We start from the raw sequence: 13,073 nt of genomic DNA, 5'->3' as shown, positions 1-13,073 counted from the left end.
GAGCGTGCCATGGATTTCGGGGGTGGCGGGTCGGTCGTGACGATGCGGGCGATCAGTGGAGAGAACGCTGTTCAGCGGGATGAATGATGGCTAGGCTGGGTCGATGGACGTCACCGGCGTCTTTCGATCCTTCGATCCTTCAACCTCAGGAGAACGGTGACGACGACCCCGCTTCGTGTCGTGGTGGCGACACCCCTCAGCGACGAACTCGCTGCGCTGATCGAGCGCACGGAACCACGCATCGAGCTGGTGCGCGACTCGAGTCTGCTCCCGCCCATGCGGCATCCGGCCGACCACTCCGGTGACCCGGAGTTCCGTCGCACGCCGGAGCAGCAGCGCCGGTTCGAGAGGATGCTTGACACGGCCGACGCACTCTACGGCATCCCGGATGTCGACCCGGCCGCGCTCGCCCGCACGGTTCGCGCCAACCCGCGGCTGCGGTGGGTGCAGACGATGGCGGCAGGCGGAGGCGGTGGCATCCGGGCGGCCGCTCTGTCGCAGGAGGAGCTCGATCGGGTGCTGTTCACCACCTCCGCCGGCGTGCACGGCGGGCCACTGGCCGAATTCGCTCTCTTCGGTCTGCTCGCCGGCGCGAAGACGCTGCCGCGCCTGACGAGGCAGCAGCGCGACCACGAGTGGAGCGGCCGCTGGTCGATGGCGCAGCTCGGCGAGCAGACTGTTCTCGTGCTGGGCCTCGGCGGGATCGGGGCCGAGGTGGCCCGGCTGCTCGCCGCATTCGGCACTCAGGTGATCGGCACCTCGCGACACGAGCGTCCGGTCGGGGATGTCGACGAGATCGTCCGGCCCGATGGCCTCATCGAGGCGGCGGCGCGAGTGGATGCGGTGGTCGTCGCGCTGCCGGGCACGGCCTCGACCGCGAACCTGCTCGATGAAGCGTTCTTCTCCGCGTTGCGGCCCGGCACGATCTTGGTCAACGTTGGCCGCGGAAGCGTCATCGACGAGGAGTCGCTGCTGCGCGCCCTCGATGACGGCCGAGTCGGATTCGCCGCGCTCGACGTCACCGCGGTCGAGCCGTTGCCGGCGGACAGCCCGCTCTGGGATCACCCGAATGTGCTCATCAGCCCGCACACCGCCGCGCTGAACGCCGGCGAGGATCGACGTATCGCCGAATTGTTCGCCGACAACGCGACACGGCTGCTCGACGGTCGCGCCCTGCGCAACCGCGTCGACACCGTCGAGTTCTACTGACGAGCCCCCGGGCGACAAAGTGCAGACAGCGAGGAGCAGGATGGCCGATTCGACAGGGAAAGCGCCGGCGGTCGCACGCGCTGTGCGCGTGCTCGACCTTCTCGGCGACGCTCAGGGGGATGCGCTCTCACTGAGCGAGATCGCCCGCGAGCTGGGTGCCGCCAAGTCGTCGACCCTCACCGTGTGCGCGGCCCTCGAGGAGGGGGGTCTGCTCCGTCGAACGGAAGCCGGCTATGTGCTCGGCCGCCGCGTGCTGGAATTGGGAGGGGCGTATCTGCGTGCCTTCGATCCCGTGCTCGAGTTCTACCGGGCGTGCGCGGATTCCGAGGTTCTGCGCCAGGAACGCTGCCAGCTGGCCGTACTCGATGGGGACGGCGTGCATGTTCTCTATCTGGCGAACCATATCGGCCGGGCGCCGTTCCGGCTTGCGGCCGGCATCGGCGCGCGCTATCCGGCGTCGATCACGGCGGTCGGGACCGCTCTGCTCGCCGAGTTCCCTCCGGAACAGATCGCTCGGCGGTTTCGTGACGACAGCACCCGCCCGGCGTTCACCGAGCGGTCGGCGACGACGCTGGCGGAGCTGCAGAGCGCCCTCGCCGCGACGAGGGAGCGCGGGTACAGTCTCGATCGCGGTGGGGTGTACCCCGGGCTGGCGGGGTTCGCGATCGTCGTCCCGCCGCAGGCCAGCGGGGAGGTCCCGCTGGCGCTCGGCGCCTCGGTGCTGCTGTCCGAGCTGACGGATGCGGTGCTCGACAGGATGCTCCTGGAGCTCCACACCGTCGCACGCCGGATGTCGAATCCGATGAACCTCGCGACCGAGGCTCTGACGGGGCGCATCATTGTCTGAGCCGGCACCCGCGAATGGAGTACCTCCCATGCCTCACCCCCTCATCGTCGTCATGGGCGTCTCCGGATCGGGGAAGAGCACCGTCGGCGCGCTGCTCGCCGCCGAGCTCGGCACGCCGTTCATCGACGGCGATGCGCTGCATCCGGCCGCCAATGTGGCGAAGATGGCGGCGGGCATCCCGCTCGACGACGAGGATCGTCGGCCCTGGCTGGCCGCCGTCGGCCTCGCGCTCGCGGATGCGGGGCCGACCGGGCTCGTCGTGGCATGCTCGGCGCTCAAACGGGCCTACCGAGCGGCCATCCTCGCCCAGGCGCCGACGGCCGTGTTCGTCGAGCTCGACGGCGACCGCGAACTGTTGGCGCAGCGCCTGGCGGAACGCAAAGACCATTTCATGCCGGCCGCTCTGCTGGAATCCCAGCTCGCCGCCCTCGAGTCGCTCAGCGCGGATGAGCCGGGGGTGCGGGTCGCGGTCGACGCCGATCCGGCCACCGTCGCCGCGAGCGCCCGCAGACTTCTCGGCTGACCGTCGCGCGGGCTTCCCCGACCCTGGCCGGGGCGGCGCCGCGCATCCGGTAGACTTACTCCTTGAACTTCGGCGAGGGATGCGCGCGGTACTCCGCGGGACATCCGTTATCGACGCAGTGGAGCAGGGCTTCGCAGTCTTTCCTCACCCGTCTTTCATCAGAACGATGCGTTCGAGTCGACACACAAACAGACACTGCGAGCACCGCTCGCCTGAGCGCCGGCCCTGCCGGCTAGGAGATACACATGGCTGACGAGTCCAACAAGGTCGTCGCGGAGGTCCGCGACAGCTTCGGCAAGGGTGCGGCGCGCAAGATCCGCGCGGCCGGCAAGATCCCCGCCGTCATCTACGGTCACGGCACCGAGCCCGTGCATGTCACACTGCCGGCCCACCAGGTCGGCCTGCTGCTGCGCAAGGCGAACGCGGTCCTCGACCTCGACATCGCCGGCAAAGCTCAGCTGACCCTGGTCAAGGATGTGCAGAAGGACCCGGTCCTCCAGATCATCGAGCACCTCGACCTCATCGTCATCAAGACCGGCGAGAAGGTCTCCGTCGAGGTTCCCGTTCACGTTCAGGGCGAGCCGTACCCGGGCACCATCGCGGTGCTCGAGGTCAACACGCTCCGCCTTGAGGTCGAGGCCACCCACATCCCCGAGAACATCGTGCTCGACGTCACCGGCGCCGAAGAGGGCAAGCAGTACCACGCCAAGGACTTCACCCTGCCCAAGGGTGCCGCCCTCGCCGAGGACGAAGACCTGCTGATCCTCAACGTCCTCGTGCCGGCCGCCGCGCGCGCCGACGACGAAGAGTCCGCCACCGAGGCGCCCGCCGAGGCTCAGGCAGCCGAGTAACGGCTCGATGGACTCTTCCCTGTCTGCGGAGGGGCCCTGGCTCGTAGTCGGGCTCGGCAACCCCGGGCCCGACTACGCCGCCACGCGTCACAATGTGGGGCAGATGGTGCTGGATGAGCTCGCCTCGCGCGGCCGCCTCACCTTCAAGACCCACAAGACCAACTCGACCGTCGCGGAGGGGCGTCTGACGCCCGGCGGTCCACGGTTCGTCCTGGCCAAGCCGAACACGTTCATGAACGTATCCGGCGGTCCGGTGGCCCAGCTCCTCCGGTTCTACTCGCTCGACCCCTCGCGGCTGATCGTCGTGCAGGACGAGCTCGACATCCCGTTCGACACGCTCAAACTCAAGTTCGGCGGCGGCCACGGCGGTCACAACGGGGTGCGCGATGTGATCGCGGCCGTCGGCAGCGGCGAGTTCACCCGGGTCCGGGTCGGCGTCGGCCGCCCGCCCGGTTCGCAGGCTGCGGCCGACCATGTGCTCAAAGGTTTCTCGGCCGCCGAGCGCAAGACCCTGCCCATCCTCGTCTCGGATGCGGCGGATGCGGTGGAGCAGATCGCCGGCGACGGCCTCACAGCGGCGCAATTGCGCTTCCACACCGCCCGCTGACCGGTTACTCGGTGTACTGACCGGGGGCGTTGATCGAATCGCCGGCGTGGAACGACTCGAGTCGCCCGAGGAGACGATCCAGAGTCGCGAGCGACGAATCCCCTCCCGCAGGCCGAGCGGGACAGTGAAACGGATTGGGAGCAAAGTCTGGTCAGGGCCGCTTCGCGGTTTCGGCGCTAGGCCGGCGCGAGCGTGGCTGCGATGCTGACGATGTAGACGATGAACGCGACGATCGGCGCGACCACGGCGACGATGATCGCCACGACGCCGAAGGATCGGCCGCGCTTCTTGGCCGCGGCGATGATGCCGAGGACGATCGCGGCGATCCCGGCGACGCTTCCGAGCGCGATCTGGGCGACGATCAGGATGCCGGTCGCCCCGAACGCTCGCGCTTGCTCGGGCGTGAGCGTGGCCGTGTTGAACGAGAAGCTGTTGCCGCTGCGGTTGGCAATGGGTCCGACGGCGGTGCCGATGACGATCGACGCGAGCGCGGCGAGGATCAGCACAGCGATCGCGATGATCATCGCCACAAGTCCAAGTGTTTTCTTCGGAGTTGCCTCCGGCGGGTACGGCGCGAAGCCGGGCGGGATCGGCTGTCCGTACTGCGATTGCTGGCCGTACTCCCCGAACTGCGGCGGCTGTCCGTAGTGGGGCTGTCCGTACTGCGGCGGCGGCGCGAAGAGCGGCTGCGGCGGGTTGTTCTCGGGCGGGGGGACGTTCGCCATCGATGCTCCTCGTTCTCGTGTGCGGTGTGCACGTGGAGCCCTCGGAAGCCGACCCCCAGCCAGAGCGTAGCGGAAGCGTGCGCCGGCGCGACAGAAGCAGCGCCGGCGCATCCTGCCGTCTCCTCACCTTCTCGGGGAGCGCACAGGCGTCGTTCTCAGCACGCACGGCGAAAGCCGACCGAACACGCAGCCGGCCGCCGTATCGTTGCCGAATGGAACTCTTCACCCGTGAGTGGGGCACCGGAGACCGGCGCGCGGTGCTGGTGCACGGCGCGATGTCCGACTCCCGGAACTGGCGTCGCGTCGGTCCGGCGCTCGCCGAGCTGGGGTACCACGTGACCGCCGTCGACCTGCGAGGGCACGGCCGCAGCCCGCGGGCGCACTCCTATACGGCCGAACTGCTGGCGCAAGATGTCGTGGATACGGTCCCTGCGCATCCGGAGCTCATCGTCGGGCATTCGCTCGGCGGCCTCGCCGTTAGCCTGGCGGTCGAAGAGCTTCGCCCCGCCCGGGCCGTGTACGTCGATCCGGCCTTCGGGCCGTCGGTGCCCTGGTGGCAGGCCAAACTGGCGCCCGCCTTCTTCCGTTCGCTGAGCCGCGCGACGGCCGTGCGGATCGCGAAACGCAACCCCCGCTGGGATCCGGTCGACGTTGCGATCGAGCTGGAGACGCTGCGCGCCTTCGACCACGGCGTCGTTCCGGTGCTGGTGGCGCCCGGGTCGTTGCGTGCCCCGGCGACCATGCAGGTGCCCTCTCTCGTTGTGCTGGCCGGCAGATCGCAGTTGGTCCGCCCCCGGCTCGCCGAGCGACTGAGAGGCGCCGGGTTCGCCGTGCGCGTGGTCGCCGGCGCAGGTCACACCGTGCACCGGGACGACCACCAGGGCTTCATGCACGCGCTGGACGGCTGGGCGTAGCGGGCCCGGAGCCCCCGCCGGAGCCATCCCCGCCAGGCAGGCGCGAGGCTGTCGGCCGTGCGCCGTAGACTTGGCCGAGTGATACTGCAGGGCTTGATCGCAGCGCTTTCACGCGCCTCCACGTTCGATGACGCCCTGGCGTCCGCGACGCGAAACGCCGACTTCTCTCTGACCGACGGGTTGCGGGCTCCGCTGCTGGCCGGGCTCGTGCAGCGGCGGGCCGCGGCCGGGGCCTCGCCCGCGCTGTTCCTGATCACGGCCACCGGGCGGGAGTCCGAGTCGATCCGGGGGGCGCTCGGCGCTGTTCTGCCGGGGGCGGAGATCATCGAGTTCCCCGCCTGGGAGACGCTGCCGCACGAGCGATTGAGCCCGAGCGCGGAGATCGTCGGTCGTCGCCTGCTCGCATTGCGCCGACTCGCCGATTGGGGTGCGGGCGACCGGACGACACCGATCGTCGTCGTCGCCTCCGTGCGCGCGGCCCTGCAGCCACTGGCCGACAACCTCACCGACTACGCCGTCGTCGAGCTCGTGGCAGGCGCGAGGGGCTTCGACTTGGCCGGTCTCGCCGTGCAACTCGTCGACCTCGCGTACTCGCGGGTCGACATGGTGACCCGCCGGGGCGAGTTCGCCGTGCGCGGCGGCATCCTCGACGTGTTCCCCCCGACTGCGGAACACCCGTACCGTGTCGACTTCTTCGGCGACGAAGTCGATCAGATCCGCGCGTTCTCGGTGGCCGACCAGCGTTCGATGCCCGAGCCCATCCCGTCGGTCACGCTGCCGCCGAGCCGCGAACTGCTGCTCAGCGAGTCGGTGCGGCAGCGGGCGCGCGAGATGGAGCACGAATTCCCGAGCCTGTCGGGGATGCTCGCCAAGATCGGCGAGGGCATCCCGGTCGAGGGGATGGAGTCGCTCGCCCCCGCCTTGGTCGACAGGCTCGTTCCGGTCACGCACTACCTCCCGGAGGGTGCGGCGGTCGCCGTGCTCTCGCCGGAGCGGGTCGCCAGCCGCGCGGTGAGCCTCGCCGAGACGAACCGTGAGTTCCTCTCCGCAGCCTGGAGCGCGGCCACCGTCGGTGCGGCCGCTCCGATCGATCTCGCGGCCGGCGACTTCCTCACGCTGCAGCAGCTGCGCGACTCGGTCACGTTCAGCGCGCCGGGGCAGAAGGCTCCCGACCATCCCTGGTGGACGATGAGCGGCTTCCAGCTCGACGATGTGCTCCCCGAGGAGCGCGAGCTCGAGGAGCACCTGCAGATCCGCATCGCGGCGGAGGCGGTCCCGAGCTTCCAAGGCAACGTCACCGGTGCGATCGAGCATGTCGGCGCGCGCCTGCGCGACGGCTGGCGGGTGGCGATCGTCGCTGAAGGGGCTGGTCTCGTCGAGCGCGCGGCCGATGTCCTCGCCGAAGCGGAACTGCCCGCCCGGCTGGTGGAGGCGTTCCCTGAAGACCCGGAGCCCGGCGTCGCCTACCTGCTGAAGGCGACCGTGGAGCACGGCTTCGAACTGGGCGAGGCCAGACTCGCACTGCTCAGCGAGAGCGAGTTCTACGGTCGCACCGTCGGCTACGACTCCCGGCAGGTGAAGAAGCTCGCCACCCGACGGAAGAATGTCGTCGACCCGCTCGCGTTGAAACCGGGCGACTTCGTGGTGCATCAGACCCACGGCATCGGCAAGTTCGTGGAGCTCACCCAGCGCGAGGTCTCCAGCGGCGGACGCAATGCGGTCAAATCGAAACGCGAATACCTCGCCCTGGAGTACGCGCCCTCGAAGCGCGGATACCCGGGCGACAAGCTCTACGTGCCCACCGACCAGCTCGACCTCCTCACCCGGTATGTCGGGGGAGAGGCCCCGGCGCTCAGCAAGATGGGCGGCAGCGATTGGTCGGCGGCGAAAGGTCGCGCGCGCAAGGCTGTGCGCGACATCGCGGTGGAGCTCGTGAAGCTGTACTCGGCGCGGATGGCCAGCAAAGGCCACGCGTTCGGCCCCGACACCCCCTGGCAACGCGAACTGGAGGAAGCGTTCCCGTTCGCCGAGACGCCCGACCAGTTGCAGACCATCGACGAGGTGAAGGCCGATATGGAACGGCCCATCCCGATGGACCGCCTCGTCTCGGGAGACGTGGGGTTCGGAAAGACGGAGATCGCCGTGCGTGCCGCCTTCAAGGCCGTGCAAGACGGCAAACAGGTCGTCATGCTCGTGCCCACCACGCTGCTCGTCAAACAGCACTTCGAGACCTTCCAGGAGCGTTTCGCCGGATTCCCGGTGCATCTGCGCGCGCTCAGCCGGTTCCAGTCCGACAAAGAGGCCAAGGAGACGATCCGCGGAATGGCCGACGGGACCGTGGACGTGGTGATCGGCACGCACCGGCTCCTCGCCGATGGCATCGTGCTCAAAGACCTCGGTCTCGTGATCATCGATGAAGAGCAGCGATTCGGCGTCGAGCACAAGGATTCGCTGAAGAAGCTGAAGACCAATGTGGATATCCTCGCGATGAGCGCCACCCCCATCCCGCGCACGCTGGAGATGGCCGTGACCGGCATCCGGGAGATGTCGACGCTCGCCACGCCGCCCGAGGAGCGGCACCCGATCCTCACCTTCGTCGGGCCGTATTCCGACAAGCAGGTCGGTGCGGCGATCCGGCGTGAGCTGCTGCGCGAAGGGCAGGTGTTCTTCGTGCACAACCGGGTGGGGAGCATCACGAGTGCCGCGGCCAAACTGGCCGAACTCGTTCCGGAGGCGCGCATCGCTGTCGCCCACGGCAAGATGGGGGAGCGGGCGCTCGAACAGGTCGTCGTCGACTTCTGGGAGCGCAAGTTCGATGTGCTCGTCTCGACCACCATCATCGAGACCGGACTCGACATCGCCAACGCGAACACGATCATCATCGACCGCGCCGACAAATACGGCCTCAGCCAGCTGCACCAGCTGCGGGGCCGGGTCGGTCGCGGACGCGAACGCGCGTACGCGTACTTCCTCTGGGATGAGGACAAGCCGCTGAGCGAGACGGCACACGACCGCCTCTCCACGATCGCTGCCAACAACGACCTCGGCAGCGGGATGCAGGTGGCGCTGAAAGACCTGGAGATCCGGGGCGCGGGCAACCTGTTGGGCGGCGAACAGTCCGGCCACATCGCCGGCGTCGGGTTCGATCTCTACCTGCGGATGATCGGCGAGGCGGTGAGTACCTTCCGCGGCGAGGTGGCGGAGGGGCAGACCGAATTGCGGCTTGAGCTTCCGGTGGATGCGCACATCCCCGAAGAGTATGTGGACAGCGAGCGCCTGCGTCTGGAGGCTTACCAGAAGCTCTCCGCGGCGAGTTCGCCCGCGGCCAAAGCCGGCCAGATCGGCCTGGTGCTCGACGAACTCACCGACCGCTACGGCGAACCGCCCATTGCCGTGCAGAACCTCATCGCCGTCTCGCGGCTGCGTCTCGCCGCGCAGCGGGCCGGTCTCGGTGAGGTCGTCGCGATGGGTTCCAATCTGCGTCTCGCGCCGGCCCTGCTCCCGGACTCGCTGCAGGTTCGACTGCAGAGGATGTACCCCGGCGCCAAGTACCACGCGGCTCCGAAGGTGATCACGGTACCGTTGCCGCGGGTGAACGGCGAGGCCCCCAGCGACGCCGACCTGATCGCCTGGGTCGGTTCGCTGCTCGGCGCGCTCTTCCCCGTTCCCGAAACCGCGGAGGAGCAGACCACCGCCTGAGACCGCCTCCCGCTCCCTCCGCCGCCGGAAGTGTGAACCCACACCGAAGAGGAGTCGGTCCTGGCGGACGATCCATCGAGGTGTTGTGCGATTCTTCCTAGGAAGGGTGCGGGTGCTGCCGACGGTAGCGTCGCGCCAGCGCGCTGACGCTGATCCCGGCGGCCACGATCGAGATCGCCGACCCGAGCAGCACCGCGAGGGTCCCCTCGCTGCGCACGAGGTCGTTCCCCGCGAAGGCCAGCTCGTTCATCAGCAGTGAGACAGTGAACCCGATGCCGCCGAGCGCGCCGATGGTGAGCAGACCGGTGATCGGGATTCGGCCGCGCTCGGCCTTCGGCTTGGTGAACGAGCCCAGCCAGCCCCCGAGAGTGATGCCGACGATTTTGCCCACCGGCAGCGCGACGAGGATCCCCCAGAAGGCCGGCTGAAGCTGCGCGGGCGAGACCTGAGGAATGACGACCAGGGCGGCCGAGAACGCGAACAGCGGCAGGATCAGCCCGTTCGACCACGGCTCGAGCACATGGGTGACTTTGCCTGCAGGGCGCCGGGCCATCACCAGGCCGAGGGCGACACCCGCGATCGTCGCGTGCACGCCGGAATCCCAGACGAGCCACCAGGTGAGCACGGCGAGCAGCAGCATCAGCACCCCGATGGGGAAGCGCATCCGGCCCCGCAGGAAGCGGCTCAGAATACCGAAGGCGGCGAGGGTGACGACCGCCAGCCCGAGTTCACCCAGGTTGGGGTCGGTGGTGAAGAAGACGGCGATGATGAGGATGGCGATGAGGTCGTCGAGCACCGCGAGCGCCAGCAGGAAGACCCGAAGCCGGTTGGGGAGTCCCCGGCCGAACACGGCGAGTACGCCGAGTGCGAAGGCGATGTCGGTCGCCGTGGGGATGGGCCACCCGTCGGCGAGCGGGGTTCCGGCAGTGAACGCCAGGTAGATCAGCACCGGCACGACGACGCCACCGACGGCCGCGATGGCCGGGTGGATGGCCTTCTGGAAGCTGTTCAACTCACCCGCGACCAGCTCGTGCTTGAGCTCGACCGCCACGATGAAGAAGAAGATGGCCAGCAGGCCGTCGCTGATCCAGTGGCCGACGCTCAGCCGGGTGGAGCCGAAACCGATGTAGCTGTGCTGCAGGTCGAGCAGGGCCGGCCCGATCGCGGTGTTCGCGAGCAGCAGGCCGAGGGCGGCGGCTCCCAGGAGAAGGCCGGCGGCGGTGCGCTCGGATCGGATGATGCTCATGACGGTCTCGCCTATCTCACACCGTGGCCGGCGTAGTTCGCTTGCAGAGGCGACGTCGAAACGTCACCGCCGACCAGACTTCCCGGCACACCAAGACCCCAGCTTATCGGAGGGGCGAAACGAGGCAGAGGATGTGGCCGTCGGTGTCGCGCAGCACCGACTGCCGTTCGCCCCACACCTGGTCGGCCGGTTCGTCGACGACGGCGGCGCCTGCGGCGACGGCGGCGATGGTCGCGGCGTCGACGTCGGTCACGGCGAAGCTGGCGGCGACACCGGCGTCGCCCGGCGTGGGGGTGCGCTGATGCAGCAGCACTTCCGTTGCGGTGCCGGGCGGCGCATCCCGATCGGTGGTGAGCATGGCGAGTCCGTCGATCGTGGAGAGTTCGTGCAGCCCGAGCGCATCGCGGTAGAGGGCGAGGGCGCGGGGCAGATCCTCGACGGAGACGGTGAGGCGGGCGATCCGAGTTGCCATGGGGCCAGGCTACCGGCGGCGACCGGCGGTGAGAGGATGGACACGAATCAGGAGAGGACCGATGACCGATGACCGATTTGAGTTTCTCATCTGCGCCGGTCGGCGAGCAGCCGACGAAGCTCGACGAACTGGTGGCCGTGATGGCGCGGCTGCGCGGCCCGGGCGGCTGCCCGTGGGATGCCGACCAGACGCACGAATCACTCGTGCAGTACCTCGTCGAGGAGACCTATGAGCTGGTGGAGGCGATCGAGACCGGAAACCGCGACGACCTGATCGAGGAGCTCGGCGACGTGCTCTATCAGGTGCTTTTCCACGCCGACATCGCGGCGAACACGCCCGGCGAGGATTTCGACATCCAGGAGGTGGCCGCACGGATGACCGCCAAGATGGTCGGCCGTCATCCGCACGTCTTCGGTGATCGCAAGGCCGAGACCGCCGACGATGTCGTGGAGTTCTGGGACGATCTGAAGAAGCGCGAGAAGCCGTCGCGCACGAGTGTGTTGGACGGCATCCCGCAGGCGATGCCTTCGCTGGCGCTCGCGGACAAGCTGCTCGGCCGGGCGCAGAAGGTGGGGCTGCTCGACCTCGGCGATGCCGGGGGCGTTCAGGTGGAGTCGGAGGATGAACTGGGCCCGCTGCTGCTGGCGATCGTTGCTTCGGCGAAGGCGAACGGCCTGGATGCCGAGCGGGCGCTGCGGTCGACCCTCCGCGATCTTCAGGGGGAGATCCGCGAGCACGAGGCCGGCGCCGCCGACGCCGGCATCATCGGCGTGGTCGCCCCGGAGGTCTGAGGGGCGCTGCGGTCGGGCGCCATCGTCTGTGAAGTCGGAAAGGGAACCCGGCAGCCATCGCGGCTTAGGTTAGGCTTGCCTAAGCCAAATCCGGTTTCCCTTGTCCATCCTCCCAAAGGAGAGTCATGTTCGAGTTCGTCGCCCGCGGCCGTCGCCGCCGGTCGCGCATCGCCCTGATCGCATCCGCCATCGTCGCCTCGACGGCGCTGGCGCTCACCGGATGCAGCACCGCCGCGCCCGCCACCGACACCACGGCGAGCAGCGACTCCGGCGCGTTCCCGGTTACCATCACTAGCGCGCTCGGCTCGGTGACGATCGACAAGACGCCGACCCGGATCGCGACCTGGGGCTGGGGCGCGCAGGACGCAGTGCTCGCGCTCGGCATGGTGCCGGTCGCAATGCCGAAGAACACTTACGGCGGCAACGCCGACGGTGTGCTCCCGTGGGATGCCGAACAGATCAAGAAGCTGGGAGGGAAGACTCCCGAGCTGCTGAGCGGCACCGACACCAGCGAGGTGCCGTTCGAGCAGTTCGTGCAGGCCAAGCCCGATGTCATCCTCGCCCCGTACTCCGGCCTCTCGCAGAAGGACTACGACACATTGAGCAAGATCGCGCCGGTCGTGGCGTATCCGAAGGACCCGTGGGCGACGAGCTGGCAGGATCAGCTCACGATCGTGGGCAAGGCGCTCGGCAAGTCCGCCGAGGCCGCGAAGCTGAAGACCCAGGTCGACGACAAGGTCGCCGCGCTCGCCGCCAAGTACCCGGTGCTGAAAGGCAAGACCTTCGTCTACATCTCGGCCAACGAGCCCGGCAAGATCAACATCTTCCGCAGCAATGACCCCCGGGTTCAACTGCTCAACCAGCTCGGGATGAAGGATGCCTCGAGCACGAAAGCCCTCGACAGCGATCCGAAGGCCGGTAGCTACTTCTACAGTCTCAGCAACGAGAACCTCAGCAAGATCGACGCCGACCTGCTTGTGGGGTACTTCGCCGACCAGGCCGCGGTCGACGCATTCACGTCGACCCCGCTCGTCGCGGCGATGCCGACTGTGGCCGACGGCCGGTTCGCGCCCATCGCCGGCGAGTCTTTCGTGATGGCGTCGAGTGCGCCGAGCGTGCTGTCCATCCCGTGGATGCTCGACTCCTACGTTCCCCAGCTCGCCGCCGCAGCCGAGAAGGTCAAGTAATC

The 13,073-nt window shown here is 68.6% G+C and carries 12 protein-coding genes; 9 read left to right on the top strand and 3 right to left on the bottom strand.

Going from position 1 to position 13,073, the window contains the following annotated elements; all coding sequences use genetic code 11:
- The first annotated feature begins 156 nt into the window (after positions 1 to 156).
- The 5 genes from K5L49_RS06045 to pth all read left to right on the top strand — a co-directional run bounded on the left by K5L49_RS06045 (position 157) and on the right by pth (position 4,037).
- Positions 157 to 1,209 (top strand): D-2-hydroxyacid dehydrogenase, encoded by a 1,053-nt coding sequence (locus K5L49_RS06045; protein WP_223691153.1) that lies wholly within the window; start codon positions 157 to 159, stop codon positions 1,207 to 1,209.
- Positions 1,210 to 1,249: 40 nt separating this feature from the next.
- Entirely contained in the window at positions 1,250 to 2,056 is an 807-nt protein-coding gene (locus K5L49_RS06040) for an IclR family transcriptional regulator (RefSeq protein WP_223691151.1), read from the top strand.
- A 28-nt stretch (positions 2,057 to 2,084) separates the two neighbouring features.
- Positions 2,085 to 2,579, top strand: a complete 495-nt coding sequence (locus tag K5L49_RS06035) for a gluconokinase (protein ID WP_223691149.1) — start codon at positions 2,085 to 2,087, stop codon at positions 2,577 to 2,579.
- Between the two features lie 245 nt (positions 2,580 to 2,824).
- Positions 2,825 to 3,430 (top strand): 50S ribosomal protein L25/general stress protein Ctc, encoded by a 606-nt coding sequence (locus K5L49_RS06030; protein WP_223691147.1) that lies wholly within the window; start codon positions 2,825 to 2,827, stop codon positions 3,428 to 3,430.
- Between the two features lie 7 nt (positions 3,431 to 3,437).
- Positions 3,438 to 4,037, top strand: coding sequence for an aminoacyl-tRNA hydrolase (gene pth, locus K5L49_RS06025; protein WP_223691145.1), 600 nt, complete (start codon positions 3,438 to 3,440; stop codon positions 4,035 to 4,037).
- Between the two features lie 176 nt (positions 4,038 to 4,213).
- On the opposite strand, the gene K5L49_RS06020 is transcribed toward pth, so the two are convergent.
- Positions 4,214 to 4,762: a hypothetical protein gene (locus K5L49_RS06020; RefSeq protein ID WP_223691137.1), complete on the bottom strand. Its 549-nt coding sequence runs from the start codon at positions 4,760 to 4,762 to the stop codon at positions 4,214 to 4,216.
- Positions 4,763 to 4,974: 212 nt separating this feature from the next.
- Between K5L49_RS06020 and K5L49_RS06015 the strand changes: the two genes are divergently transcribed.
- Positions 4,975 to 5,676 (top strand): alpha/beta fold hydrolase, encoded by a 702-nt coding sequence (locus K5L49_RS06015; protein WP_223691135.1) that lies wholly within the window; start codon positions 4,975 to 4,977, stop codon positions 5,674 to 5,676.
- Between the two features lie 78 nt (positions 5,677 to 5,754).
- Positions 5,755 to 9,375: a transcription-repair coupling factor gene (gene mfd, locus K5L49_RS06010; RefSeq protein ID WP_223691133.1), complete on the top strand. Its 3,621-nt coding sequence runs from the start codon at positions 5,755 to 5,757 to the stop codon at positions 9,373 to 9,375.
- A 97-nt stretch (positions 9,376 to 9,472) separates the two neighbouring features.
- Here the strand turns inward: mfd and nhaA are convergent, their stop codons facing one another.
- Both nhaA and K5L49_RS06000 read right to left on the bottom strand, forming a co-directional pair.
- Positions 9,473 to 10,621, bottom strand: a complete 1,149-nt coding sequence (nhaA, locus tag K5L49_RS06005; RefSeq protein ID WP_223691131.1) for a Na+/H+ antiporter NhaA — start codon at positions 10,619 to 10,621, stop codon at positions 9,473 to 9,475.
- Between the two features lie 103 nt (positions 10,622 to 10,724).
- Positions 10,725 to 11,093 (bottom strand): VOC family protein, encoded by a 369-nt coding sequence (locus K5L49_RS06000; RefSeq protein ID WP_223691129.1) that lies wholly within the window; start codon positions 11,091 to 11,093, stop codon positions 10,725 to 10,727.
- Between the two features lie 68 nt (positions 11,094 to 11,161).
- On the opposite strand from K5L49_RS06000, the gene K5L49_RS05995 reads away from it, so the two are divergent.
- Together K5L49_RS05995 and K5L49_RS05990 are read left to right on the top strand one after the other, a co-directional pair.
- Positions 11,162 to 11,884, top strand: a complete 723-nt coding sequence (locus K5L49_RS05995; RefSeq protein ID WP_223691127.1) for a MazG family protein — start codon at positions 11,162 to 11,164, stop codon at positions 11,882 to 11,884.
- Positions 11,885 to 12,009: 125 nt separating this feature from the next.
- Positions 12,010 to 13,071 (top strand): iron-siderophore ABC transporter substrate-binding protein, encoded by a 1,062-nt coding sequence (locus K5L49_RS05990; RefSeq protein ID WP_223691125.1) that lies wholly within the window; start codon positions 12,010 to 12,012, stop codon positions 13,069 to 13,071.
- The last annotated feature ends 2 nt before the right edge of the window (positions 13,072 to 13,073 follow it).

The organism is Leifsonia poae (assembly GCF_020009625.1).
Lineage (GTDB): Bacteria > Actinomycetota > Actinomycetes > Actinomycetales > Microbacteriaceae > Leifsonia > Leifsonia poae_A.
This window is presented reverse-complemented; position numbering and strand designations above follow the sequence as displayed.